This is a genomic window from Pseudomonas sp. Irchel s3f10, assembly GCF_900187515.1.
GTDB classification, from domain to species: domain Bacteria; phylum Pseudomonadota; class Gammaproteobacteria; order Pseudomonadales; family Pseudomonadaceae; genus Aquipseudomonas; species Aquipseudomonas tensinigenes.
This window is the reverse complement of record NZ_FYDZ01000015.1, coordinates 87,136-112,210: the sequence shown is the minus strand read 5'-3', so window position 1 is coordinate 112,210 and position 25,075 is coordinate 87,136. Positions and strand designations below refer to the sequence as shown.

Below are 25,075 nucleotides of genomic sequence, written 5' to 3'. Positions count from 1 at the left end.
ACACATCGCCATCGCGAGCAGGCTCACTCCTACAGGGGTTGATCGTTGTGTCTGGCGCACTTATAACCTGCCAATAAGTCAATTTTCGTCATTGCCAAGCCCGACTAAGATGCTCCGGTATTTTTCCCTCCGGAGTGTGTATTCATGACATCCCTGACGGCGGCAGCGCCCATCGCTGCGGCCAGCCCGGCGAAGGCGGCGACGCCACCGGTGTTCGGGGCGCGGATCATCATTGGCCTGGTCGGCGTGCTGCTGGCGGTGCTGGTGTCGGGCCTCAACGAGATGGTCACCAAGGTGGCCCTGGCCGACATCCGTGGCGCGCTGAGTATCGGTTACGACGAAGGCACCTGGCTGGTCGCCAGCTACACCGCCACCTCGGTCGCGGCCATGGCCTTCGCGCCGTGGTGTTCGGTGACCTTCTCGCTGCGCCGCTTCACCCTCTGCGCGATCGGTCTGTTCACGCTACTCGGCGTGCTGTGTCCATTCGCGCCGAACTACGAAAGCCTGCTGCTGATGCGCATCCTGCAAGGTCTGGCCGGCGGTGCGTTACCGCCGATGTTGATGACCGTCGCCCTGCGCTTTTTGCCGGCCAACATCAAACTCTATGGCCTGGCCGGCTACGCGCTGACGGCGACATTCGGCCCCGGTCTCGGCACGCCGCTGGCCGGTTTGTGGACCGAATATGTCGGTTGGCAGTGGACGTTCTGGCAAATTATCGTGCCTTGTCTGATCGCCATGGCGATGGTCGCGTGGGGCATTCCGCAGGACCCGCTGCGTTTGGAACGCCTCAAATCATTCAACTGGAAAGGCCTGCTGCTGGGCTTTCCAGCGATCTGCATGTTGGTGATCGGTTTGTTGCAGGGCAATCGGCTGGACTGGTTCGAGTCGAGCCTGATCTGTGGACTGCTCGGCGCCGGCTCGTTGTTGCTGGTGGCGTTCCTGATCAACGAGTGGTCGCAGCCGATTCCGTTTTTCAAATTGCAGATGCTCGGTATCCGTAATCTGTCGTTCGCCTTGATGACCCTGGCCGGTGTGCTCGTGGTGTTGTTGGCGGTGGTGCTGATTCCGTCGAGCTATCTGGCCCAGGTGCAGGGCTATCGTCCGGTGCAGACCGCACCGATCATGCTCATCGCCGCATTGCCGCAACTGATTGCGCTGCCGTTGGTGGCCGCGCTGTGCAACCTGCGCTGGGTCGATTGCCGCTGGGTACTCGGCATCGGCCTGAGCATGTTGGCGCTGTCCTGCCTGGGCGGATCGCTGCTGACTTCGCAGTGGATTCGCGACGACTTCTATGTTCTGCAATGGCTGCAGATCTTCGGTCAGCCGATGTCGGTGTTGCCGCTGTTGATGTTGTCCACGGGCAGCATCCAGCCGCAGGACGGGCCGTTCGCCTCCGCGTGGTTCAACACGGTGAAAGGCTTGGCGGCCGTGGTCGCTACCGGGGTGATCGAGGCGCTGACCACCGCGCGTCTGCATTTCCACTCGACCATGCTGGTCGACAGCCTCGGCAATTCGCCGCTGGCCGATCGCAGCGACCCGGGCCTCGCCCATCGCCTGCACGAACAAGCCGTGGTGCTGACTTCTTCCGATCTCTATGTGTGCATGGCCGGCGTCGCAGTGGCGTTGATCCTGCTGATTTTCTGGCTGCCGACGCGGATCTATCCGCCGCGCGCGCCGACCTGATTGCTTCACTGAAACAGAAGGTTTTTATGACGACTCAAGCAAAGCAAAAACTCGCGGTGGCCATCGCTGCCGCACTGGCGGTCGGCGTGCTGGTTTACCTGGCGCTGCCCGGCGTGTTTGGCAAACGTACCCAGCAAAACACCAATGACGCCTTTGTCTCTGCCGACTACACCCTGGTGGTGCCGCGTGTGGCCGGCTTCATCAAAGAAGTGCTGGTGGAAGACAACCAGCAAGTGAAGGCCGGGCAATTGCTGGCGCTGATCGATGATCGTGATCTGCGTGCTTCGGCAGAAGCCGCTGATGCACAAACCCTGGTGGCGCGGGCGCAACTGCAAAACGCCAAGGCAACGCTGGAGCGGCAGACCTCGGTGATCGCTCAGGCGCAAGCCTCGGTAGTGTCGGCCAAGGCTGAAATGGCCTTCGCCCAGCAGGAATTGAATCGCTACAACCATTTGGCCGGCGTTGGGGCCGGCACTGTGCAAAACGCGCAACAGGCGCGCACGCGTATCGATCAAGCCACGGCTCATCTCGACACCGCCACGGCGAAACTGGCAGCAGAGCGCAAGCAAGTCGACATTCTTACCGCCCAGCGTGACGCCGCCGAAGGCAGTTTGAAACACGCACAAGCGGCACTGGAAATCGCCAGTTTTGAACTCTCCTACACGCGCATCACCGCGCCGCAGGATGGAATGATTGGCGAGCGTGCGGTGCGCGTCGGCGCCTATGTGACGCCGGGCAGCAAACTGCTGGCGGTGGTGCCGTTGCAGCAGGCGTATGTCGTGGCGAATTTTCAGGAGACGCAACTGACGGACGTGCAGCCGGGGCAAGAGGTGCTGGTGCATGTCGACAGTCTCGGCGGTGAAGCGCTGACCGGTCGTGTCGAGAGTATCGCCCCGGCGACGGGCGTGACCTTTGCGGCGGTGAAACCGGATAACGCCACGGGCAACTTCACCAAGGTGGTGCAACGGATTCCGGTGAAGATCATGCTGGAGCCTGGCCAGCCGCTGGCTGAACGATTGCGCGTGGGCATGTCGGTGGAGGCGAGTATTGATACCGCCAGTTCGGCGACGTCTGTGCGTGAGGTGACTCAGCGATGAGCCATGTTGATCGAACCGACGCCTTCGCGAGCAGGCTCGCTCCCACAGGGAAAACGCAATCCAACAGGTGGGAGCGAGCCTGCTCGCGAAGAGGCCAGTGGCAGCAAATCATCTTGAGTGTCTTGCTCACAGGAAGCCTCACCGCCTGCACTGTCGGCCCAGACTTCCAAAAGCCCCAAGCCACACAAATCGCCGACTGGACCAAACCCGCCAAGTCCGCCCCCAGCCAAGCCGTCAGCGAACCCCTGAACGAACGCTGGTGGGAAGTCTTCCATGACCCGCAACTGTCCGCGCTCACCCAACGTGCGGTGCAGAGCAACCTCGACCTGCAACTTGCCAGCAGTCGTCTGCAACAAAGCCGTGCCGCGCGCCAGGTGATCACCGCTAACCGTTATCCGAACACCGCCGCCACGGGCAGTTACGCGCGCAAACGCAACAGCAGCGAGGGCCTGAACGACCCGTCCGGACACAACGGCGATTCCGCGTTCAACCTGTGGGACGCCGGTTTCTCCGCCTCATGGGAACTGGATTTCTGGGGCCGCGTGCGCCGCGAAACCGAAGCCGCCGACGCCAACCTCGAAGTCGCCGAAAACGACCGTCGCGGGGTGTTATTGGCCGTGCTCGCTGACACGGCGCAAAACTACATTCAGCTGCGCGGTGTACAAAACACTTGCGCCGTCACCGAGCAGAACCTCGACGTCGCCCGGCACAGCCTGAAACTCTCGCAACTGCGCCTGGCCGACGGCGTGGCGACTGACCTCGACGTCGCCGAAGCCGCCGCACAAGTCGCGGCCATCGAATCGCGCTTGCCGGCGCTGGAACAACGTCAATCGCAGTTGATCAACGCGATCAGCCTGCTGATGGGCGAACCGCCACAGGCATTGGCCAAAGAGTTATCCACAGACGCCGCCGTGCCGCAGTCGCCGCTGCAAGTTGCCATCGGCCTGCCGTCGCAACTGGCCGAACGCCGCCCGGACATCCGCCAGGCCGAAGCGCGCCTGCACGCTGCCACTGCCAATATCGGCGTGGCCAAGGGCGATTTCTATCCGCGTATCACCCTGTCGGGCAACCTCGGCTCGCAAGCCATGCAGCTCAGCGACTTTGGCTCGTGGGGTTCGCGGGCCTTCGGCATCGGCCCGCAATTCAGTTTGCCGCTGTTCGACGGCGGACGCCTGCGCGGCGTGCTGCAATTGCGTGAAGCCCAGCAGCAGGAAGCGGCCGTCGCCTACCAGCAAACCGTACTGCGCGCTTGGCATGAAATCGACGATCAGTTGACCGCTTACAACGCCAGCCAGCGTCGTCGCGACAGCCTCGCCGAAGCCGTCCGCCAGAACCAGATCGCCCTGCGCACGGCGCAACAGCAATACGTCGAAGGCGTGGTTGATTTCGTCAACGTCCTCACCGTGCAAGGCGCGCTGCTGGCGACGCAGGAGCAGTGGGTGGAGAGTTCGACCGGCGTTTCGTTGGCGATGGTCGGGTTGTACAAGGCATTGGGCGGCGGTTGGCAATCGGTGTATCCAGAGGCGAATATCGCCGCCGGGTTGCCGGGTGTCGTGAAAGCGCCAACCGGCATCGACGGTTCCGCCGTGGCTGACCTAAAGTGATGGGCAGGTTGGCGCGTCATACTCTCGTGGCGCTGCGGCGCGGCAAGAGGAAGCGATGGCGGTCAACAGAGTCACACCAATGGGCGACACGCAAGATCCGTTTGCCGCGCCCGGTTCCTGGTTCGGCAGCCTGCGTTGGGTGCGCTGGGTAAAAAATCACTGGCTGTGGCCAATTCTCGCGCTGGCCGCGTTCGTGCGTTTTTATGACCTGACGACGGCAGCAATCTGGGGCGATGAAGGCTCAAGCCTGCTGCTGGCGCGCTATTCACTGAGTGAAATCTGGCAGCACGCGGCATTTGATGTGCATCCGCCGCTGTACTTCATGCTGCTGCATGGCTGGGTCGAATTGTTCGGGGACGGCATTCTCGCGGTCCGCGCTCTCAGTGCGCTGGCCGGCATTACGGCGGTCGGGCTGGGCGTGTGGCTGGTGGATCGCCTGGCCACTCGCCGCGCCGCGTTCATCGCCGGATTGTTACTCGCACTGCTACCGACGGCGGTGCGTTACAGCCAGGAAGTGCGCATGTACGCGCTGCTCGGTGCGCTGCTGATTGCCGCCAGCCTGGCGCTGGTTTACTGGATCCGGCGCCCGCAACGCCAGCGCTATCTGGTGTATTACCTGCTGCTGACGAGCGCCGCGCTCTACACCCACTATTTCGCCGTGCTCGCGGCGCTGTGTCACTGGCTTTATCTGATCGCGATTCGCGTACAGCGCGGTTACCGGTTCCGGCATATCCAGCGTGCGGACTGGTGGCTGGCGAATCTGGCTATCGGCGTGCTGTATCTGCCCTGGTTACCCAAACTGCTCGACTTGATGCAGCACATGCAACAACTCGAAGTCGGCGGCGATGTCGGTTGGGAGCCAGCGGTGACGTTGGGGTCGTTGCCGTCGATGATCTGGTCATGGCTGATTCAGGACGATGGCGAAAGTTTGCCGTGGCTGATTTTCGCGGCGTTGCCGTTGGCGATGTTGGGGCTGGCAGTCATTGCTGTGATGCACGATCGCAGTGTGTCGCGCGGCAGCATTCTGCTGGCGCTGTACACCGGTCTTCCGCTGTTGCTGGTGTTCGCGGTGTCGTTCATCACGCCGGTATTCATTGAGCGATATCTGACGGCATTCGCCCTCGGTTTACCGATGCTCGCGGCGTTGGCCATTGATCGTTTGTATAGCCGCGTTCGCATGCTTGCTTTGGCGTTGCTGGTAGCGCTGGTCGGCGTGGAACTGGTCGGCGTGAAAAACAACGCCACGGTCGACAGTCATGATCAACTCGACACGGTAGTGACGTACGTCAACCAGCATTTCCTTCCCGGTGACCGCATCGTCACCAGCGACATGCTCTGGTATCTGAGCTACGTCTACTACGATCGCAGCGGGGCGCAGGTGCGCCTCTTCACCCCACCGAAAGTCGATGGCCAATCGACGCGGCCAAATGAGTACGGGTTCGGCACACTGGTAAGGCGCGATGTCTATCTGGACAGCCTCGCTGAGTTGCCGGGAAATGGTCGAGTGTGGCTGGTCGGCAGCTCCGACGGCCCGGAAGAGTTCTCACCCTTGCCCGCGACCTGGCAGGTCAGCGCCGAAGTCCACGCCGGCGGACTCAAAGCGCGCTTGTTCACCCCAACCCCTCCCGCAGGCTAACTCCAACCCCTGTAGGAGTTGCCGCAGGCTGCGATCTTTTGACCTTCAGGATTTCCCCGACAAATCCGCCATGCCCTTGAGCAATTCGATCGGTAGCGGAAAGACAATCGTCGAACTCTTGTCCCCGGCAATCGAACTCAAGGTCTGCATATAGCGCAACTGCATCGCCCCGGGCTGACGTCCGAGCATTTCCGCCGCTTGCATGAGTTTTTCCGAGGCCTGCAACTCGCCCTCGGCGTGGATCACCTTGGCCCGTCGCTCGCGCTCGGCTTCAGCCTGTTTTGCAATGGCCCGCACCATCGATTCGTTGAGGTCGACATGCTTGATCTCGACGTTGGCGACCTTGATGCCCCAGGCGTCGGTCTGCGCATCGAGTACCTGCTGGATGTCGATGTTCAATTGCTCGCGCTCGGCCAGCAGCTCATCCAGTTCATGCTTGCCGAGCACCGCACGCAAAGTGGTCTGCGCCAGTTGGCTGGTGGCAGAAAGATAATCCTCAACCTGAATAATCGCCTTCTGCGGATCGAGTACGCGGAAATACAGCACGGCATTGACCTTGACCGAGACGTTGTCGCGGGTGATTACGTCCTGCGGCGGCACATCGAGGACCACGGTGCGCAGGTCGACCCGAACCATTTGCTGCACCACCGGAATCAGCAGGATCAGCCCCGGGCCTTTGACTTGCCAGAAACGTCCGAGCTGGAACACCACGCCGCGCTCGTATTCACGCAGGATGCGGAACGTCGAGCCGGCGAGAACAATCACCAACAGCAGCAGCGCAACAAAACCGATTTGCAGACCCATGATCACTCTCCGAGCGGTGCCGCGTCAGTCGCGGCCACTTGCAGCAACAATCCCTTGCGACCCACCACGCGCACCGGTTGCCCGGTGTGCAGCGGAGTGGCGCTGAGCACTTGCCAGCGCTCACCTTGCAGTTGCACCCAGCCATTACGGGCATCGCCCGGTTGCACCGTGGTGATCGCGGTCACGCTGCCGAGCAGGCCGGCATCGCCACTGACCGCGTGGCGCGGGCGGGTTTTCAGGGCGCGAATCAGCAGCGCAATCAACAACAGAGCGCTGATCAGGCCAAGGCCGATCATCATCGGCACCGGCAACTCGGCGTTGCTCAGAATCAGCGCGCCGATGACGAACATGATGATCCCGCCCAGGCCAATGACGCCGTAATTGGGCAGTGCAGCTTCAGCGATCAGGAACACGATACCCAAGGTGATCAGCCACAAACCGGCCGGACTCATCGGCGGCAACGGGGTGTCAGCGGCGAGGGCTGAGCCGCTGATCAGCAGGAGCAAGGCAAGCGCACAACATCGGCTGTTCACGTGACCCTCCGCGAGCGTCATGGCTGTTTCTTACAGTCTAGTTGAGGGTTGCGCTGGTTGAATTTTGATCAATGTGCGGATGTGTCCAGTGGGCGGAATTCTCTGCGCCAACCCTTCGCCGAACTAGACTCAAAGACACGGCAACCACCGTTCAGCGCAACACCGAGGTGCATTATGCGCATGGCAAGAAAAGTACAGAGCAGCCTGAACCGGGCGCACTGCGAATACGACATCGTCGCTCACCGTCACTCGTCCAGCAGCCTGGAAACCGCACGGGTCGCCGGAGTGCCCGCCGAGCGCGTGGCCAAATCGATCATCCTCGACGACCACCACGGGCATTACCTGATGGCCGTGCTGCCGGCCAGCCGTCACCTGGATTTGAGCAAAGTGCGCAACAGCGGCGAATGGCAACTGACCCGCGAAAGCAATCTGGCGCACATCTTCGACGACTGCGAACGCGGCGCGGTACCGCCGCTGGGTGGCTCCTATGGCCTGGACATGGTCATCGACCCGTTGCTGACGCGGCAAAAGGATATTTACCTGGAGGCGGGCAACCACAATTACCTGCTGCACATGAGCATGCCGGAGTTTCTGAAAATGGTGCCGCATGCCGAGGTGCGGGAGTTGAGTGATTAGGTTTTGTGGCGCCGGCACTGACGCCTTCGCGAGCAGGCTCGCTCCCACAGGTTGATCGCATACCCCTGTGGGAGCGAGCCTGCTCGCGAATAATCTTCCACACAGCCCATTTTTGAAGGAGTTGATCAATGGAAAGCCCAACACACAACCTCCCATCACTATTCAAACAACTCGGCCTTCCCGACGAACCGGTCGACATCGACAAATTCATCGCCACCCATTCCCCGCTCAAACCCGACCTGCATTTGGCTGATGCGTTTTTCTGGACGAAGAGCCAAGCGGAGTTTTTGCGTGACGAGATTCTGGATGACGCCGATTGGGCGGAGGTGGTGGATCAGTTGGATGTGTTGTTGCGAAAGGGACGGGAAGGCTGACTGGACGCCAACCTCTTGTCATTCAATTGAGTGGAACGGTTGTTGAGGATCAAAAAATAGACCAAAATCACGACCTCAATTGAGGTCTTTTATTATGCAAAGCGTTCTGGCCGATATGGCTGTCAGTGTCTCAGAATTAAAGAAAAACCCTTCCGCTGTGCTGAGCGGTGCACATGGCGGTGCCGTGGCTGTTCTTAACCACAATCGCGTTATGGGCTATATGGTGCCAGCGGATGTGTACGAAGCAATGATGGAGCGACTCGATGATCTGGAGCTTGCTGAAATCGTTCGCGCCCGCAGCCATGAGACGCCAATTTCGGTAAGCCTGGATGACCTATAAGCTCGAATTTTTGCCATCCGCTCACAAAGAGTGGAACAAGTTGGGTCATACACTACGAGAACAATTCAAAAAGAAGCTGGGCGAGAGGTTGAAGCTGCCAAGGGTTTCTGCTGATGCTCTACACGGGATGCCGAACTGCTACAAAATCAAACTCAAGGCTTCCGGCTATCGCTTGGTTTATCAGGTGATCGATGAGCGCGTTGTTGTTTCGGTTGTCGCAGTCGGTAAGCGCGAGCGCAGCAGTGTTTACGAGAATGCAAAAAAGCGCTGAATAAGCTCTCAGCGCCAATTCCTACAGGCAAGCAGGCAATTTGTTTCAAAACTTGACTGAAATTCCCCTCCAATGCGATATTGATAGTTAGCAAACTAACAGTGTGCATTTCCCCTTGCCGAACGATCTCGACGCTCTCCAGATGAACATCAGCAGTGCCATGGTGGTGGCCGCCAGGCATTGGCGGAAGATCTGCCAGACCACGCTGGTCAACTACGGAATCTCCGAAGCCTGCGCCGTGCCGCTGTTGATGATCGGCCGCTTGGGCGAGGGCGTGCGCCAGGTGCAAGTGGCGCAGGCGGCCGGCATGGAGAGTCCGTCGCTGGTGCGTCTGCTCGATCAGCTGTGCCATGCCGGTTACGTCTGCCGTACCGAAGATGCCCAGGATCGTCGCGCCAAATGTCTGAGCCTGACCGACACCGGTCGTGAACTGGTGCAAGCGGTGGAGATCGAACTGGTGCGCTTGCGTCATGAGGTGCTCGAAGGCATCGAGCAAAGCGATCTGGAAGCTACGCTTCGGGTACTCAGAGCTTTTGAGGCGGCCAACCCGCCATGGGTGGTTAATTCTTGAACGGTTTTTTCTCCGGCATTCCGCCGGCCCGTGACTGGTTTTACGGGGTCCGCACGTTTGCAGCGTCGATGATCGCGCTGTACATCGCCTTGCTCATGCAAATGCCGCGTCCGTATTGGGCAATGGCCACGGTGTATATCGTCTCAAGCCCGTTTCTCGGGCCGACCAGTTCCAAGGCCTTATACCGCGCCATCGGGACTTTTCTCGGAGCCGCTGCGGCGGTTTTTTTCGTGCCGATGTTCGTGCAGAGCCCTTACGTGCTGGTGGTGGTCATCGCGCTGTGGACGGGCATTTTGTTGTTCCTGTCCCTGCAACTGCGCACGGCCAACAACTATGCATTGATGCTCGCCGGTTACACCCTGCCGCTGATTGCCTTGCCGGTGGTGGATAACCCGCTGGCGGTGTGGGACGTGGCGGAGGCGCGCACCGAAGAGATTTTCCTCGGCATCGCCGTTGCCGCCGTGGTCGGCGCGATGTTCTGGCCACGCCGTCTGGCCCCGGTGTTCAACGATGCCGTGAGCAAGTGGTTCGCCGACGCAACGACCTATAGCCTGAAATTCCTCAGCCGCGACGTGCAGCCCGAAGAAGTCACCGCCCTGCGCATGGCCATGGTCGCCAACTTCAACAGCCTCGAATTGATGATCGGCCAGTTGCCCCACGAAGGCGCGCTACCGCAAACCGTGCGCAACACCAAAGAACTGCGCGGGCGGATGATTCATCTGTTGCCAGTGATCGATGCGCTGGAAGATTCGCTTTACGCCCTCGAACGACGCACGCCGGAACTGGTGGAAAAGTTCGCACCCCTGCTGGCCGCCACCCGCGAATGGCTCGCTCATCAGGACGCCGATCTCGACCGCTGGCAAGCGCTGAAAGATCAGCTCGAAGCCCTGCAACCGAGTGCCGAGGCACTTGAGGATCGCAGGCAATTGCTGTTCTCAAATTCGATTTATCGCCTCGGCGAATTCATCGATCTGTGGCAGGACTGCCGCAGTCTGCAGGACGCGATTCTTTGCGAGCGCCAGGACAGCTGGCGCGCGGTCTACCGTCACTGGCGCCTCGGTCGTCTGACGCCGTTCATTGATCGTGGGCTGATGCTCTACTCGGCGGCCTCGACCGTTCTGGCGATCATCACCGCCTCGGTGCTGTGGATTCTGCTCGGCTGGCCGGACGGCGGCAGTGCGGTGATTCTCGCCGCGGTGGCCTGTAGCTTCTTTGCCTCGATGGACGACCCGGCACCGCAGATTTACCGGTTCTTTTTCTGGACCGGCATGTCGGTGCTGTTCGCCAGCCTTTATCTGTTTTTGATTTTGCCCAACCTGCATGATTTCCCGATGCTGGTGCTGGCGTTTTCCATCCCGTTCATCTGCGTCGGCACGCTGACGGTGCAGCCGCGTTTTTTCCTCGGCATGCTGCTGACGCTGGTCAACACCTCGTCGTTCATCAGTATTCAGGGTGCTTACGACGCGGACTTTTTTGCCTTCGTGAACTCCAACCTCGCGGGTCCGTTAGGGCTGTTATTCGCGTTTATCTGGACGCTGGTTGCACGCCCGTTCGGCGCCGAACTGGCGGCCAAACGCCTGACCCGCTTCAGCTGGAAAGACATCGTCCACATGACCGAACCGGCCAACCTTGCCGAACACCGCAAATTGGGCGTGCAGTTGCTCGATCGACTGATGCAGCACCTGCCGCGTCTGGCCCTGACCGGCCAGGACACCGGCATTGCCATGCGCGAGGTGCGGGTGGGCCTGAACCTGCTCGATTTGCTCGCCTACACCCCACGGGTGACCGGCGCGCCGAACGCGCTGTTGCAGCAAGTGGTCAGTGAGGTCGGCGAGTATTTCCGCGCTTGCCTCAAGGCTGGCGAACGCTTGCCGGCGCCAGCGCCGTTGCTGATGACCCTCGATCGCACTCGTCGCGCACTCAATGGCCACGGCGACGATGAAACCCGTCTGAACCTGTTGCATGCCTTGAGCGGTTTGCGTCTGGCGTTGTTGCCCGGCGTCGAATTCGTTTCCAGTGCCGACTCCGAAGAACCGCTGCCCGATGGAGCGCCCCTATGATCGGTGATCTGGACATCAGCGGCATTTTCCTGCCGACCCTGCTGGTGTTGATGGGCATCACTTATGTGCTGTTTTTGCTGGTGCATGCCGTGCTTACGCGCGTGCACTTTTACCGTCTGGTCTGGCACCGGGCATTGTTCAACGTGGCCCTCTACGCGGTACTGCTGTACGGCGTGGACTCACTCAGTCGATACCTGATGACATGAAAAAACCGTTTTTGACCATCGGTCGCGTGGTACTGACCCTGCTGATCGTGACTTTTGCCGTTGTCCTCGTCTGGCGCATGGTGATGTATTACATGTTTGCGCCGTGGACCCGTGACGGCCACATTCGCGCCGACATCATCCAGATCGCTCCGGACGTCTCCGGGTTGATCCAACAGGTTGAAGTGAAAGACAACCAGTTGATCAAGCGCGGCCAGGTGCTGTTCAGCATCGACCAGGACCGTTTCAAACTGGCCCTGCGTCAGGCCAAAGCGGCTGTCGCCGATCGCGAAGAAACCCTCGCCCAGGCCCAGCGTGAAGCCAAGCGTAACCGTGGCCTCGGCAACCTCGTACCGGCCGAGCAACTGGAAGAAAGCCAGTCGAAGGTCGCTCGCGCGCAATCGGCACTGGCCGAAGCCATGGTCACCGTGGACAGCGCTCAGCTCAACCTCGATCGCTCGGTGATCCGCAGCCCGGTCGACGGTTACGTCAACGACCGCGCGCCGCGTCCGCAGGAATTCGTCACCGCCGGGCGTCCGGTGTTGTCGGTGGTCGACAGCAATTCGTTTCACATTGACGGTTATTTCGAAGAGACCAAACTCGCCGGCATTCATGTCGGTCAGTCGGTGGACATCCGTGTGATCGGCGACCGCGCCAAACTGCGCGGGCATGTTGAAAGCATCGTCGCCGGTATCGAAGACCGCGACCGCAGCAGCGGCAGCAACTTGCTGCCGAACGTTAACCCGGCATTCAGCTGGGTGCGGCTGGCGCAGCGGATTCCGGTGCGGATTGCCTTTGACGATGTGCCGGAAGACTTCCGCATGATCGCCGGGCGCACTGCCACGGTGTCGATCATCGAAGACTCAAAAGTAGACGATAAAAAGCAGGAGCCCACGCAATGAGCAGGGCGCTGATGATCGCCGGGTTGGGCGTGATGCTCTCGGCCTGTCAGATGGTCGGGCCGGACTATCAGGTGCCTGAGGATGCGGCGGTGCAGCGCAAGGATTTTCAGGGTGAACTGGCCGTGGCCGGCAAACCGGTAGTCTCGGCGCCGGTGCCGGCGGATTGGTGGCGTCTTTATAAGGATGCGCGGCTGGATCAACTGGTGCAGCAGGCCATGGCCTCCAACACCGATTTGCGCGTCGCGGCGGCGAACCTGCAACGGGCGCGTGCGCAAGTCGACGAGGCCGAAGCGGCCGGTGGCTTCAGCGCTGGCGTGAAGATGGGCGCGCAGCGTTTGCAGGAATCCGGACAGGCCTTCCTGTTGCCGGAAAAAGTCCCGGTCGATAACGTCGGCGACATCGGCATCAGCGCTTCTTATCAGTTCGATCTGTGGGGCACTTTGCAGCGTGGCATCGAAGGCGCGAAGGCTAATGCCGACGCGACGCAGGCTGCGGCAGACACGGCGCGGATCACCTTGGTGGCAGACGTCGTGCGTGCTTACACTCAAGTCTGCGCGGCCAATGAAGAACGGGAAATCGCCGAGCATTCCCTGGACCTGCAATCGCAAAGCACCACGCTGATCCAGCGACTGCGTGACGCCGGTCGTGGTGACGAAACCCAGGTCACCCGTTCGCAAACCCAGTTCAAATCCCTGCGCGCCGACTTGCCGCGTTATGAGGCCGCGCGTCAGGCCGGGCTGTTCCGTTTGTCGATGTTGCTGGCGAAACCGGTTGATCAGTTGCCCGCCGGCACCGCGACCTGCGCCGAATTGCCGAAAATCGCCCAATTGGTGCCGGTCGGCGATGGCGCTGCGCTGCTCAAACGTCGCCCGGACATTCGCCAGGCCGAACGTCGTCTGGCCGCTTCGACCGCCGGGATCGGCGTCGCCACTGGCGAGTTGTATCCGGACATCAGTATCGGCGCGACCATCGGCACTGTTGGTCTCATCGATGACTTGGGTGATCCGTCGACCAACCGCTGGGGCTTCGGCCCGTCGCTGAGCTGGAAAGTGCCGACCAACGGCGCCCGCGCGCGAATACGCGAGGCAGAAGCGGCGACCCAAGGCGCCTTGGCGCATTTCGACGGCGTAGTGCTCAACGCCATTCGCGAAACCCAGACCGGCTTGGCCCAGTACAGTGCGCTGCTGCAACGCCGCGATGCGCTGGCCGATGCCGAGCAATCGGCAAAACTGGCCGCCGACCAGACCCACCGCTTCTTCCAGGCCGGCCGCGAGTCGTTCCTCGCCGACCTGCAAGCAACGCGCACCTACACCGATGTCACCGCGCAACTGGCCGCCGCCAACACCCAGGTTGCGATGAGCCAGATCGATTTGTTCCTCGCCTTGGGCGGCGGCTGGGAAAGCGGACGAACGCACGCTCCAAGCCCCAGCAAACCCTGAGGCCGTTGCTATGCTTTGAAGTGTTGAAGGGGCGCCCCGTGCAAAGCGCCCCTTCAGCGCACATTGCTAGCGCTGGTCTAGGGGAAACCAATAATGAAAAACCCTTACGCTCTCGGCTTCTGGTGCGCCCTCGCAGCGCTGGTGCTGCTTTCGGCCACCTATTTCTACGGCATCATGCTGGCCCACCAGATCGACAAGGCCATGGTTTTTCTCGACAGCGCCGTCGCGCTGATCGCGGTCATGGCAATCGTCGTCGTGGCGTGGGCGTCGCTCCAGGTGCAGCGCGTGAAGAAACGGCAGCTTGAACAGGGCAAGACCCTGGTGCTGATCTGGGATACCAAAGTCGCCCTGCGCCGGGTCGAGACCGTGTTCGACCGGTATTTCTGGGGCAGTTACTGGCAACCGGGGCGGACCTTCGCCGAAGTCATGGGCGAACTCACCGGCACGCCACTGGAAAAAAGCCTCGAAGCGCTGAAAAAGCAGTGCCTGGAACTTGATAAGCAGATTGATGGCGAGGACTGGCATTGGTTGAACAACGCCCGCGAATTGTCCGATGTCGCCACAGCGATGGCCCGTGAACGCTATCAATTGGATTTCTGTGACCCGCGCGCCGACGGGGCGGGCGGGGCGGTGATCGATCGGGACTTTGAGGTTCTGGTTTACACCTGGACCGCGCGGCTGAAAAGCTTTGATCATCAACTGGATGAGATTGAGGTTCAGTATTCCTGATTCTCTGCTGAATCGACCGGCCTCATCGCGAGCAGGCTCACTCCTACATTTGGAATGCGTTTCCCTGTAGGAGTGAGCCTGCTCGCGATAGCGCCCTAAAAAACAGCGAAACTCTTCTAGCCTGGCGACTGTCCACAATTCCCATAGACACTCTTTAACCTTTAAACATTGGGCCACCTTGCGCGCCCGGTGCTAATCTCCACCGCTGAATTCAGCGCAGTCGAGCCGCGACCCGGTCACGGGTTCAGGGAAGACGACGACACTCACAGCCACGGAAATCGATCAGGTCATTCATGAATAAATCAGCAGGCGTGCTCCTCGGAATTGTAGTTGCCATCGGCGCGATCAGCGCAGGCGGGGCCTGGTACACCGGGACCAAGATCGAAGGCGTGCTCAACAACGCCGTCAGCAATGCCAACCAGGAATTGCAAACGGCCATGGCCGGTTCCAATGGCACTGCGTCGCTGGAACTGGTGTCGCTGGAGCGCCACACCTTCACCAGCACCGCGCACTATCGCCTCAAAGGTGAAGGCGAGATGTTCGGTGATGCGCCGGTCGAACTGCTGTTCGTTGATCACATCGAACATGGCCCGCTGCCGTTCTCGCGTCTGGTTTCGCTGAAATGGCTGCCGGTCATGGCCACCAGCAACTATGAGCTGGAAAAGAATCCGGCCACCGAAAAATGGTTCGCCGCCACCAAAGGCGCCGCGCCGCTCAAAGGCGTAACCAGCATCGGCTATGACGAATCGACCACCAGCACCCTCGATCTGCTGCCGTTCGAAACTGCACTGGATGAGCAGTCGAGTCTGAAGTTTTCCGGCCTGACCATGAACATTTCTGCCAACGCCAAGGCGCAGAAGGTCAAGGCGGACGGCTACATGGACAACCTGAAACTGGTCACCGTTGCTGAAGATCAGGCGCCGGTGCAGGTCGAACTCAACGGTCTGACCCTGGCCAGCAACCTCGCCAAGAGCAGCTATGGCTACTACACCGGGGAAAACACTCTGGTGCTGACCAACAGCAAAACCACTTTCGGTACCAAGCAGTCGGTCCTCGGTGTGAAGAACTTCGAAATGAAGAACCTCACCGAAGAAAACGGCAGCAATGCCTCGGGTCGTGCGGACTACAAGATTGGCGAAGTCAGCCTCAACGACAAGAAAGTCGGCTCGGCGAACATGGCCATGAGCCTGAAAAACCTCGACATCCCGTCGACGATGTCGCTGATGCAGATTTACCAGACCAAACTGCAGCCTTATGAAAAAGCTGCCGCCGAGGCTGCGGCCCAAGGCTTGCCAGCGCCAGAGCTGAACCTGACCGAAGCGGAAAATGCGCAGGTCAAAGCCGATCTGCAAAAACTGCTGGCCGCCGGCCCACAGTTTGCGCTGGAAAATCTCTCGTTCAACACCGCCAACGGCGAGAGCAAGGCCAATCTGGTCATTGACCTGACCAAACCGCAATCGATGGATCTGCCGCCGGACCAGTTGGGCAAACAACTGATCGCGTTGCTCGACCTGAATATCCAGGTATCGAAGCCGATGCTGATCGATCTGCTCAGCGTACAAGCGCAGCTGGATGGTCAGACCGATGCCAAAGCCATCGTCGATCAATCCAAGGAGGCGGCCGACATGTTCGCCGGCATGGCAGTCGGTTCACAGTTGGCAGTCGTCGACGGCAGCAACGTCGTGACCAAGTTGCATTACGCCGCCAATCAGGTCGAATTCAACGGCCAGAAGATGACCGTCGAGCAGTTCGTCGGCTTCCTGATGAACAAGTTCGCCGGCGTCACGCAAGTGCAGTAATTCTGCGTTTTTAAATAGCAACGCCCGGCCTCTGTATCGCACAGACGCCGGGCGTTTTGCTGTCTGGCGTTCGGGTTTTCGGCTGAACCGCCAGCACGATTCTGAACAATTATTGTGTTCTGGATATTGCTCTGCGCTTGCGTGCAAAACTGCCTGACTAAGCTTGGCCGTTGCATGTGCGTTGGCGGCCACCGTTACGAAAGGGCAAGGAGGGCATTGCGACCCGGCTGGCCATGTAAGGATGCTGACGAATGCCGCGGATTGATGTTCCCGTATTACATCGTGGTTTACGCCCTTTGTTTCGAGTCGCGCTGTGCAGCCAGTTGCTCTGGCCGGCGCTCGCGTTTGCCGACACACCCTATGATCAGATGGTGCGTGACGCCCGTGCCGGGCAAACCACGCCCGCGCTGACGGTCTTGCGTCAGGTGCCGCCCGGCCAGTCGACCACCGGGCAGATCAGCGATCACCTGCAGATCGCCAGTTGGGCCGGACTCGACGCTGAAGTGGTGCAGGTTTATGAAACCCAAGGCCGCGACCGCGTGCTGCCGGTGCAGGCGCTGACCGCCACTGCGCGCGCCTACCGCAACCTCAAACGCTGGGATCAAGCCACTCAGGTCTACAACAAGGCCCTGGCGCTGGAGCCGGATAACGCCGACCTGCAATTGGGCCTGGCCCTGACTCAGGCTGACGCCGGCAAACCCGACGAAGCGGTGACCCGCGCCAAAGCGCTGGTGGCGGCCAAGCCTGATGATCCTTCCCGTCGTCTGGCGCTGGGCTACGCGTTGACCCGTGCCGGCAAACAGTACGACGCCCTGTTCGAATACGATCAAGCCTTCAAACGCGCCGGCAGCAAACCGGAAGTCGCCCGCGAATATGTGGTCGCTCTGCAAAAGGCGCGTCTGCCGGAGCCAGCGCTGCGTCTGGCCAATCAGCGTCCGGGCCTGATCGATCCGGTGACCCTGCGTCGCCTCGAAGGCGATCTGGCCGCCGAGCGCGTGCGCCTCGCCGAACTCGCCACCCGCAGTGAAAAAGAACGCTACGTCATCGCCGATCGCGCGCTGGCCGATTACGACAAACTGCTCGCCACCTGGACACCGGACGCCACGGCTCACGACGACGTGATTCGCTGGCGCATCGACCGCATGGGGGCGCTCAAGGCCCGGGCGCGCACTGCCGACGTCATCACTGAATCCCAAAAGCTGCAAACCGAAGGCGTGAAGATTCCGACCTACGCACTGCGCTGGGTGGCGGCGTCGTATCTGGATCAACGCCAGCCGGAAATCGCCACCGACCTCTATCGCCAAGTGCTGGCGGCGCCGGATGCCGATGTCGGCGACCGACTCGTAGACACCACTGCGCTGTACTACTCGCTGCTGGAAAGCGACCGCGCTGATGAGGCACGCAAAGTCGCCGAGGACGCCGCCAAGTCCCAGCGTCCGCGTGTCGAACTCAAAGGGCTGCCCATCGGCAACCCCAACGATGAATGGATGGACGCCCAGCAATTGGCCGCTCAGGCCGGCACTTACGGTTCCGACTTGCCTCACGGTGAGGAGCGTTTGCAGACCTTGGTCGATCAAGCGCCGGGTAACGTCGGTTTACGTCTGGCTCAGGCCGATCTGTACCTGGCCCGCCAATGGCCGCGTCGCGCGGAAAACCAGCTCAAGGAAACCGAGAGCATGGTGCCGCGCGACATGGGCCTGGAAGTCGCGCAGGCGCGCACCGCCATGACGCTGCAGGAATGGCGGCAGATGGAGGCGCTGACCGACGACGTCGTCGCGCGTTACCCGGACAACCGCCAGGTGCAGCGTCTGGCCCGCGAACGCGAAGTGCATGACATGTCCGAGCTGCGCGTCGAAGCCTACGGCGGCAAGGCCAATGGTGGCGGCAGTGGCGATGCCGGAGCCGTCAGCGGCAGCCGCGATTTTGGCATCCAGACCACCCTGTACAGCCCGCCGATCGATGAAGACTGGCGCGTGTTCGCCGGCGCCGGTTATGCCACCGGCGACTTCGCCGAAGGCACCGGGCACCAACGCTTTCAGCGAGTCGGCCTGGAACGCCGCACTCGTGACATGACCCTTGAAGCCGAAGTGTCCAATCACGATTACGGTTTCGGCGACAAACAGGGTGCGCGGCTGGCGATCGCCCGTGACATCAACGATCACTGGCAGTACGGCGGCAGCCTTGAATACCTCTCGGCAGAGACCCCGCTGCGCGCGCTCAACAGTGACATCAAGGCCAACGGCGGCAGCGGTTTCATTCGCTGGCGCGCCAATGAAAGTCGCGAGTGGCGCCTGTCGGTGAGCCCGTCGCACTTCAGTGACGGCAACAACCGCGTCGAAGCCTTGCTAACCGGCCGCGAGGGCGTTTACAGCGCGCCGAACGTGCAGGTCGATGCAGGACTGGAAGTCGGCACCAGCCACAACTCCAAGTCTGATGACGTGCCGTACTTCAACCCGAAATCCGACTTCAGCGTGATGCCGCTGGTCAACGTCAATCACGTGCTCTACCACCGCTACGAAACGGCCTGGAGCCAACAATTCCAGGCCGGCGCGGGGACGTACAGCCAGCGTGAGCACGGCACCGGCGGCATGGCGTTGCTCGGTTACGGCCAGCGTTATGCCTGGAACGACGTGTTCGAGGTGGGCGGTTTGCTCAGTGTGATCAACCGGCCCTACGACGGTGATCGGGAGACCGATCTGCGTCTGCTCGTCGACCTCACTTTCCGCTTCTAGAAGAGTTTGAAGATGCCTTTGATTTCGCGTTTCATCCTTCTGCTGGGAGCGCTGCTGGTCAGCGCCTGCGCCCAGCAAGCTCCGGCATTCGCGCCGCCGTCCGAGCGTCCGCTGGCGGCCAGCGAAAAACCGTGGCCGAAAAACCACGTGCTCGGTATTGCCTATCACGACGTTGAAGACCGCGATCCTGATCAGGCCGTAGTTGCGGTGCGCACCGAGCGCCTGATCGAGCAACTCGCGTGGCTGCGCGAGAACGGCTACAAACCGGTCACCGTCGACCAGATCATGGCTGCGCGCAAGGGCGGCCCGGAGCTGCCGGCGAAAGCGATTTTGCTCAGTTTCGACGATGGTTATTCGAGCTTCTACACCCGCGTCCTGCCGGTGCTGCGTGCCTATAACTGGCATGCGCTGCTGGCGCCGGTCGGCAGCTGGATCGACACGCCGCTCAATCAGCCAGTGGATTTCGCCGGTGCCCCGCGCGCACGTTCCGACTTCCTGACCTGGGATCAGATTCGCGAAATCTCGCAATCCGGTCTGGTCGAAATCGCCGCGCACACCGACGCCAATCACAAAGGTATTTTGGCCAACCCGCAGGGCAACTTGCAGCCTGCGGCGGCCACCCGGCGTTATGACCCAGTGACCAAACGCTATGAATCCGAGGTCGATTTTCAGGCGCGGATTCGCACTGACGTGAACAACATCTCGGAAAAAATCCGCAAGGTCACCGGCAAGAAACCACGCGTCTGGGTCTGGCCGTATGGCGCGGCGGACGGCACATCGCTGACGGTGGTCGGCGAGGAGGGCTACGAAATGGCCCTGACCCTCGAAGACGGTCTCGACGCTCTCGACAACCTGATGAGCAGCCCGCGCTTTCTTGTCGCTTCGGATCCTGACGGCGAGCGTTTCGCCAACAGTATCGTCGACGTGCAGTCGGATTTCGTCATGCGCGTTGTGCATGTTGATCTGGACAACGTTTACGACCCGGATCCGGCGCAGCAGGACATCAACCTCGGAAAACTGGTGCAGCGCATCGCTGACTTGGGTGCCAACACGGTGTTCCTGCAAGCCTTCGCCGATCCCAAGGGCGATGGCCTGGTGCATTCGCTGTACTTCCCCAACCGTCACTTGCCGGTGCGTGCGGATATTTTTAACCGCGTCGCCTGGCAACTACGTACCCGCGCTAACGTGAAGGTCTTCGCGTGGATGCCGGTGCTGAGTTTTGGTCTCGACTCGAAACTGCCGCGCGTGACCCGTTGGGAGCCGAAAACCGGCATCACCTCGGTGGATCCGGATCAGTACCAACGCTTGTCGCCGTTCGATCCTGAAGTGCGACGGATCATCGGTGAAATCTACGAAGACGTGGCGCGCCTGACCTCGGTCAACGGCATTCTTTACCACGACGACGCGGTACTGTCGGATTTCGAAGATGCTAGTCCTGAAGCCTTGAAAGCCTACGCTGCCCACGGTTTGCCAGGTTCGATTGCCGCATTGCGCGACGATCCGGCAGCGATGCAGCGCTGGACGCGCTTCAAGAGCCAATACCTCATCGACTTCACCAACGAGCTGACCGCCAAAGTCCGTGCGATTCGCGGTCCGCAGGTGCTGACCGCGCGAAATATCTTCGCCGAACCGATGCTCAACCCCGAGAGCGAAGCATGGTACGCACAGAACCTCGATGACTTCCTCGTGACCTACGACTGGACGGCACCGATGACCATGCCGCTGATGGAAAAACAGACCCAGGCAGAGTCCGGCCCGTGGCTGGAAGCGCTGGTGGCCACGGTCAAAAAGCGCCCCGGCGCGCTGGATCGCACGGTGTTCGAGCTGCAGGCACGCGACTGGACGAAAAAGGATCAGGCTGACATCGATGGTGCCCTTCTGGCGGACTGGATGGGTCGCCTCAAGCGTCAGGGTGCGACCAGTTTCGGTTACTACCCGGACAACTTCCTCGACAACCTGCCGGACCTGAAAACCGTAAGGCCTGCACTCTCCAACAAATGGAATCCATAACATGCTGGATAGACTGTTAGCCCTGCTTGTTCTGGCGATCGTCCTCGGCGTACCGCTGGGGCTGATCTTCCTGGTGACCGGGCAGTTCCTGATGGACTTCGTGTTCTTCTACCCGTTGTTCATGTCCGGCTTGTGGATTGCCGGTGGCCTGTATTTCTGGCTGCACTGGGAGCGCCACTGGCCGTGGCAGGACGACACCCTGCCGCCGCCACTGGAAGGCGAGCCGCTGATCTCGATCCTGATCCCTTGCTACAACGAAGGTGACAACGCCGCCGACACCATCCATGCGGCGCTGGCCCAGCATTATCCGAACATCGAAGTCATCGCGATCAACGACGGCTCCAAGGACAACACCGCCGAAGTGCTCGATGCGCTGGCCAAGGAAGACCCACGTCTGCGCGTGCTGCATCTGGCGGAAAACCAGGGCAAAGCTGTGGCCCTGCGCATGGGCGCCATCGCGGCACGCAGTGAGTATCTGGTGTGCATCGACGGTGATGCGCTGCTGGCGCCGAACACCGCAGCCTATCTGGTGGCACCGATGCTGGATAACGCACGCCTTGGCGCGGTGACCGGTAACCCACGGATTCGTACGCGTTCGACGCTGGTCGGGCGGGTGCAGGTCGGTGAGTTCTCGTCGATCATCGGGCTCATTAAGCGTACGCAACGGGTGTTCGGGCGGATTTTCACCGTCTCCGGCGTGATCGTCGCGTTCCGTCGTACCGCGCTGAACCGCGTCGGTTACTGGAGCCCGGACATGATCACCGAAGACATCGACATCAGCTGGAAGCTGCAACTCGATCACTGGAGCATCTTCTACGAGCCGCGCGCGCTGTGCTGGATCCTCATGCCGGAAACCCTCGGCGGCCTGTGGAAGCAGCGTCTGCGCTGGGCCCAGGGCGGCGCCGAAGTGCTGTTCAAGAACATTCGCGGCATCTGGCAGTACCGTCATCGTTACCTGTGGCCGCTGCTGTTTGAATACTGCCTGTCGACCGGTTGGGCGTTTACTTTCCTGTTGTCGGTGATTTTCTGGGGCGTCGGCAAATTTGTGGTCATGCCGGAGGCGATCGCGGTGGATCACCTGATGCCACCAGCGTTTACCGGGTTGCTGCTGGCGTTTGTCTGCCTGGTGCAGTTCGCGGTCAGCATCGTCATCGACCGGCGCTATGAGCCGGGATTGGGCCGCACGATGTTCTGGGTAGTCTGGTATCCGTTGGTGTTCTGGCTTATCAGCCTGCTGACTACGTTGGTCAGCTTCCCCAAAGTGCTGTTCGGCCAACATCAGAAACGTGCGCGTTGGGTCAGTCCTGATCGGGGCATCAAACCGATCGGCGACGACGAAGAGGAGGTCATCAAATGAAAATCATCCGGACTCGCCAGCGGCCTTTTCTGGTAGTGATCGATGTCATCCTCACCGTGGTGGCCTGGGTTGGCCTGCTGTTTCTGCTGATCCGTGGCTTGTGGCCGCTGGTCGAAACTCACGCGGGCGGCCCGCTGATCGATAAATCGGCGTTCGACGCGCTGGGCACCCTGCAGATTTATCTGTGGATTGCCTTGGTCAACGCGGTGATTCTGATTTCCTGGGCGCGTTATCAACAGCGCAAAAGCCGCAGTTTCGCCCAGCGCCGGTTGCCTTCGCCGGTGATTGACGATGAAGGGCTGAGCAAGAGCTTCAAGCTTTGCGATGACCGCTTTCAGAAACTGCGCACGCCCGGGGTGATGACCATTCACAACGATCAGGAAGGTGATATCAGCCATGTGGTGACGCATTTCTGGCCGGTGCAAAAGGAAGAATTGCCACCGCCGCTGGCACCGCTGGAGCACCCACGGGTGATCTTTCTGCATGCCGAGGATGACGATAATCGCGAACCTCTTCCCCGTTAATTGATCGTTCCCACGCTCCGCGTGGGAATGCCTCTAGGGACGCTCTGCGTCCAGTGACGCGGAGCGTCACGGGCTGCATTCCCACGCAGAGCGTGGGAACGATCAAGCGTAATCGCGGACCAGTGTCCAAGCCTCTTCCATTGCCAGCGGTTGCTTCATTCGCTCGGCCAGCAGCGCCATCGCCCGTTCCTTCTCGCAAGCGACTGCAGCGACCAGAATGCCGTTTCTACCGAACAGACCAATAAATGGCGGATGTTCAGGCTCGCCGAGAAACTCCACCTCATCCCAGTGCTCAGCGTGGCCGAGATAGTCGTAATTCTTGCCGAAATGCCAAGTCCAGAAGAACGGCACGTCGAGGTAATGCTCCTCGCCACCCAACATGTTGGCCGCGGCGATGCGTGCGTGTTGCTGAGCCAGGCGCCAGTGCTCGATGCGTTGCGGCTGGCCGTGGAGCGGGAACGTGGCGATGTCGCCGATGGCCCACAGATTTTCGCTCACACGCAGGCCATCATCGACGCGCAATGACTGATCTTTTTCCCTCGGCAATGACGCAAAGGCTTCGGTCGCCGGGTGCACACCGATCCCCGCCAGAACCAGATCCGCAGAAAGCCGCAGGCCATTGTCCAGTAGCACGGCCTCTACCTTGTCGTCGCCGATGATCTCGGTGGCTTCGTGTTCGGTGATGAATTTCACCCCGTTCTGTTCGTGCAGAGCGCGGATGGCCTTGCCCACGGCTTCACCGAATTGCGCAGCGAAGGGAATCGCGTGGCGAGCCAGCACCGTAACGTCGAGGCCATACTGGCGCAGGGCCGAGGCGCACTCGAGGGCGATGAAACTGTCGCCGATGATCACCGCGCGGTGCTCGGGTTTGGCGGCATTCATTATTTGCTCTGCCTGGGATTTTGAGCGCAGGACGAAGACCTGCGGCAGGTCGGCGCCGGGCAATTCCAACGGATTGGGTTCACCGCCGGTGGCGAGCACGGCCGCGTCATAGCGCAGGGACTGACCGTCGCTCAGATGCAACGTCTTGTTTGCAGCATCCAGCGAGGTGATTTGGTTTTCCAGCCGCTCGATGCGCTGCTCTTTATAGAAGGTTTCATCTCGCAGCGGCGGCGCTTCCTCGGGTGGCATTTCCCCGGCGAGGACAAATTTGCTCAGCACCGTGCGGTCGTAACCGGCATCGGCCTCGCGATCAATCATCACGATCCGGCCACCGAAACCCTTTTCCCGCAGCGCCGCTGCACACGCGGTGCCTGCCGCCCCGGCACCGACGATTACAAAAGTCCGCGAATCATCCGTTGGAGGTGCATGCGGATCCGGCAACGGCTGATCATCGACCCAAACCTCATCGCCACGCAGTTCCAGCGGATAACGCTTGAGGCTGTCGAGCGCCGGCGGTTCGCACAACGCGCCATCCTCGGCCCGAAACGCAGCCTTGTGCCACGGGCAGATCAGCCGTCCGTGACACACCGCGCCCTCAGCCAACGGCGCGCCGGCATGTGGGCATTCGCCCTGAAAGGCGCGTAGCTGCTCACCGATGCGCAACAGCACAATCTTGCAGTCGCCGATTTCAACTTGCAGGCCACGGTCTTCAGGGACATCGGCGATACGGGCGACACGGTGCAGGGACATGATCGGCTTCCTCGCGGGCATTTCTCTTGTGAGTTTGCGCCGCAGGGCGAGGTTCAGCCATTTGCCACTGCCACGGCACGAACGGTACGGCTATAGTTTGCAGGCCGACGACGGCCCCACTGCACAAGGTGCTCCCGGA

Annotated in this window: 22 protein-coding genes; 19 read left to right on the top strand and 3 right to left on the bottom strand. The window is 60.8% G+C overall.

Annotated elements, in window-relative coordinates; translation table 11 throughout:
* The first annotated feature begins 144 nt into the window (after positions 1–144).
* Genes CKW17_RS24945 through CKW17_RS24930 form a run of 4 tightly spaced genes read left to right on the top strand, consistent with a single transcriptional unit; the run spans position 145 to position 6,020 of the window.
* Complete coding sequence (locus CKW17_RS24945) at positions 145–1,683, top strand: MFS transporter (RefSeq protein ID WP_095122331.1); 1,539 nt, start codon at positions 145–147, stop codon at positions 1,681–1,683.
* A gap of 26 nt (positions 1,684–1,709) precedes the next feature.
* Positions 1,710–2,780: an HlyD family secretion protein gene (locus CKW17_RS24940; protein WP_095122329.1), complete on the top strand. Its 1,071-nt coding sequence runs from the start codon at positions 1,710–1,712 to the stop codon at positions 2,778–2,780.
* A complete protein-coding gene (locus CKW17_RS24935) occupies positions 2,777–4,384 on the top strand; it encodes an efflux transporter outer membrane subunit (RefSeq protein WP_256586295.1) in 1,608 nt (535 codons plus the stop codon). The genes CKW17_RS24940 and CKW17_RS24935 overlap by 4 nt, the downstream gene beginning before the upstream one ends.
* A 55-nt stretch (positions 4,385–4,439) precedes the next feature.
* A complete protein-coding gene (locus CKW17_RS24930) occupies positions 4,440–6,020 on the top strand; it encodes a glycosyltransferase family 39 protein (protein WP_095122327.1) in 1,581 nt (526 codons plus the stop codon).
* Between the two features lie 45 nt (positions 6,021–6,065).
* On the opposite strand, the gene CKW17_RS24925 is transcribed toward CKW17_RS24930, so the two are convergent.
* Entirely contained in the window at positions 6,066–6,824 is a 759-nt protein-coding gene (locus tag CKW17_RS24925) for a slipin family protein (protein ID WP_077570069.1), read from the bottom strand.
* Between the two features lie 2 nt (positions 6,825–6,826).
* Entirely contained in the window at positions 6,827–7,378 is a 552-nt protein-coding gene (locus tag CKW17_RS24920) for an NfeD family protein (protein ID WP_095122325.1), read from the bottom strand.
* Positions 7,379–7,531: 153 nt separating this feature from the next.
* Between CKW17_RS24920 and CKW17_RS24915 the strand changes: the two genes are divergently transcribed.
* From CKW17_RS24915 to pgaD, 15 genes are all read left to right on the top strand, one after another.
* A complete protein-coding gene (locus CKW17_RS24915) occupies positions 7,532–7,993 on the top strand; it encodes an aminoacyl-tRNA deacylase (protein WP_038367331.1) in 462 nt (153 codons plus the stop codon).
* Between the two features lie 128 nt (positions 7,994–8,121).
* Positions 8,122–8,367, top strand: coding sequence for a DUF2789 domain-containing protein (locus tag CKW17_RS24910; protein ID WP_095122324.1), 246 nt, complete (start codon positions 8,122–8,124; stop codon positions 8,365–8,367).
* 94 nt (positions 8,368–8,461) lie between these two features.
* On the top strand, positions 8,462–8,707 hold the full coding sequence (locus tag CKW17_RS24905; protein WP_095122322.1) for a type II toxin-antitoxin system Phd/YefM family antitoxin: 246 nt from the start codon (positions 8,462–8,464) through the stop codon (positions 8,705–8,707).
* Positions 8,697–8,978 (top strand): type II toxin-antitoxin system RelE/ParE family toxin, encoded by a 282-nt coding sequence (locus CKW17_RS24900; RefSeq protein WP_095122320.1) that lies wholly within the window; start codon positions 8,697–8,699, stop codon positions 8,976–8,978. The genes CKW17_RS24905 and CKW17_RS24900 overlap by 11 nt, the downstream gene beginning before the upstream one ends.
* A 142-nt stretch (positions 8,979–9,120) precedes the next feature.
* A complete protein-coding gene (locus tag CKW17_RS24895; protein WP_095122318.1) occupies positions 9,121–9,549 on the top strand; it encodes a MarR family winged helix-turn-helix transcriptional regulator in 429 nt (142 codons plus the stop codon).
* Positions 9,546–11,609, top strand: coding sequence for an FUSC family protein (locus CKW17_RS24890; RefSeq protein ID WP_095122316.1), 2,064 nt, complete (start codon positions 9,546–9,548; stop codon positions 11,607–11,609). The genes CKW17_RS24895 and CKW17_RS24890 overlap by 4 nt, the downstream gene beginning before the upstream one ends.
* Positions 11,606–11,815 carry a DUF1656 domain-containing protein gene (locus CKW17_RS24885; RefSeq protein WP_007917703.1) on the top strand — a complete coding sequence of 70 codons (210 nt, stop codon included), beginning with the start codon at positions 11,606–11,608 and terminating at the stop codon, positions 11,813–11,815. The genes CKW17_RS24890 and CKW17_RS24885 overlap by 4 nt, the downstream gene beginning before the upstream one ends.
* Complete coding sequence (locus tag CKW17_RS24880; protein ID WP_095122315.1) at positions 11,812–12,714, top strand: HlyD family secretion protein; 903 nt, start codon at positions 11,812–11,814, stop codon at positions 12,712–12,714. The genes CKW17_RS24885 and CKW17_RS24880 overlap by 4 nt, the downstream gene beginning before the upstream one ends.
* Entirely contained in the window at positions 12,711–14,153 is a 1,443-nt protein-coding gene (locus tag CKW17_RS24875; RefSeq protein WP_095122313.1) for an efflux transporter outer membrane subunit, read from the top strand. Before CKW17_RS24880 ends, CKW17_RS24875 begins: the two co-directional genes overlap by 4 nt.
* A 93-nt stretch (positions 14,154–14,246) precedes the next feature.
* Positions 14,247–14,882, top strand: a complete 636-nt coding sequence (locus CKW17_RS24870; RefSeq protein ID WP_095122312.1) for an NADH:ubiquinone oxidoreductase subunit N — start codon at positions 14,247–14,249, stop codon at positions 14,880–14,882.
* 293 nt (positions 14,883–15,175) lie between these two features.
* Positions 15,176–16,681, top strand: coding sequence for a YdgA family protein (locus CKW17_RS24865; protein ID WP_095122311.1), 1,506 nt, complete (start codon positions 15,176–15,178; stop codon positions 16,679–16,681).
* Between the two features lie 251 nt (positions 16,682–16,932).
* The gene (gene pgaA / locus CKW17_RS24860; protein ID WP_095122310.1) at positions 16,933–19,413 is read left to right on the top strand and encodes a poly-beta-1,6 N-acetyl-D-glucosamine export porin PgaA; all 2,481 of its coding nucleotides are present in this window, start codon (positions 16,933–16,935) and stop codon (positions 19,411–19,413) included.
* 12 nt (positions 19,414–19,425) lie between these two features.
* Positions 19,426–21,423: a poly-beta-1,6-N-acetyl-D-glucosamine N-deacetylase PgaB gene (pgaB, locus tag CKW17_RS24855; RefSeq protein WP_095122308.1), complete on the top strand. Its 1,998-nt coding sequence runs from the start codon at positions 19,426–19,428 to the stop codon at positions 21,421–21,423.
* A 1-nt stretch (position 21,424) separates the two neighbouring features.
* Entirely contained in the window at positions 21,425–22,780 is a 1,356-nt protein-coding gene (gene pgaC, locus CKW17_RS24850) for a poly-beta-1,6-N-acetyl-D-glucosamine synthase (protein WP_034151812.1), read from the top strand.
* Positions 22,777–23,304: a poly-beta-1,6-N-acetyl-D-glucosamine biosynthesis protein PgaD gene (pgaD, locus tag CKW17_RS24845; RefSeq protein WP_095122306.1), complete on the top strand. Its 528-nt coding sequence runs from the start codon at positions 22,777–22,779 to the stop codon at positions 23,302–23,304. Before pgaC ends, pgaD begins: the two co-directional genes overlap by 4 nt.
* A gap of 102 nt (positions 23,305–23,406) precedes the next feature.
* Here the strand turns inward: pgaD and CKW17_RS24840 are convergent, their stop codons facing one another.
* Complete coding sequence (locus tag CKW17_RS24840) at positions 23,407–24,936, bottom strand: FAD-dependent oxidoreductase (RefSeq protein ID WP_095122303.1); 1,530 nt, start codon at positions 24,934–24,936, stop codon at positions 23,407–23,409.
* Positions 24,937–25,075: the final 139 nt, after the last annotated feature.

Bases quoted from the DNA above. Each gene is read 5' to 3' on its own strand.
- pgaA (WP_095122310.1), top strand. From the start codon at position 16,933: ATGCCGCGGATTGATGTTCCCGTATTACATCGTGGTTTACGCCCTTTG.
- CKW17_RS24915 (WP_038367331.1), top strand. From the start codon at position 7,532: ATGCGCATGGCAAGAAAAGTACAGAGCAGCCTGAACCGGGCGCACTGC.
- pgaB (WP_095122308.1), top strand. From the start codon at position 19,426: ATGCCTTTGATTTCGCGTTTCATCCTTCTGCTGGGAGCGCTGCTGGTC.
- CKW17_RS24910 (WP_095122324.1), top strand. From the start codon at position 8,122: ATGGAAAGCCCAACACACAACCTCCCATCACTATTCAAACAACTCGGC.
- CKW17_RS24895 (WP_095122318.1), top strand. From the start codon at position 9,121: ATGAACATCAGCAGTGCCATGGTGGTGGCCGCCAGGCATTGGCGGAAG.
- CKW17_RS24880 (WP_095122315.1), top strand. From the start codon at position 11,812: ATGAAAAAACCGTTTTTGACCATCGGTCGCGTGGTACTGACCCTGCTG.
- CKW17_RS24935 (WP_256586295.1), top strand. From the start codon at position 2,777: ATGAGCCATGTTGATCGAACCGACGCCTTCGCGAGCAGGCTCGCTCCC.
- CKW17_RS24920 (WP_095122325.1), bottom strand. From the start codon at position 7,378: ATGACGCTCGCGGAGGGTCACGTGAACAGCCGATGTTGTGCGCTTGCC.
- CKW17_RS24870 (WP_095122312.1), top strand. From the start codon at position 14,247: ATGAAAAACCCTTACGCTCTCGGCTTCTGGTGCGCCCTCGCAGCGCTG.
- CKW17_RS24905 (WP_095122322.1), top strand. From the start codon at position 8,462: ATGCAAAGCGTTCTGGCCGATATGGCTGTCAGTGTCTCAGAATTAAAG.
- CKW17_RS24840 (WP_095122303.1), bottom strand. From the start codon at position 24,936: ATGTCCCTGCACCGTGTCGCCCGTATCGCCGATGTCCCTGAAGACCGT.
- pgaC (WP_034151812.1), top strand. From the start codon at position 21,425: ATGCTGGATAGACTGTTAGCCCTGCTTGTTCTGGCGATCGTCCTCGGC.
- CKW17_RS24865 (WP_095122311.1), top strand. From the start codon at position 15,176: ATGAATAAATCAGCAGGCGTGCTCCTCGGAATTGTAGTTGCCATCGGC.
- CKW17_RS24875 (WP_095122313.1), top strand. From the start codon at position 12,711: ATGAGCAGGGCGCTGATGATCGCCGGGTTGGGCGTGATGCTCTCGGCC.
- CKW17_RS24945 (WP_095122331.1), top strand. From the start codon at position 145: ATGACATCCCTGACGGCGGCAGCGCCCATCGCTGCGGCCAGCCCGGCG.
- CKW17_RS24900 (WP_095122320.1), top strand. From the start codon at position 8,697: ATGACCTATAAGCTCGAATTTTTGCCATCCGCTCACAAAGAGTGGAAC.
- CKW17_RS24885 (WP_007917703.1), top strand. From the start codon at position 11,606: ATGATCGGTGATCTGGACATCAGCGGCATTTTCCTGCCGACCCTGCTG.
- pgaD (WP_095122306.1), top strand. From the start codon at position 22,777: ATGAAAATCATCCGGACTCGCCAGCGGCCTTTTCTGGTAGTGATCGAT.
- CKW17_RS24930 (WP_095122327.1), top strand. From the start codon at position 4,440: ATGGCGGTCAACAGAGTCACACCAATGGGCGACACGCAAGATCCGTTT.
- CKW17_RS24925 (WP_077570069.1), bottom strand. From the start codon at position 6,824: ATGGGTCTGCAAATCGGTTTTGTTGCGCTGCTGCTGTTGGTGATTGTT.
- CKW17_RS24940 (WP_095122329.1), top strand. From the start codon at position 1,710: ATGACGACTCAAGCAAAGCAAAAACTCGCGGTGGCCATCGCTGCCGCA.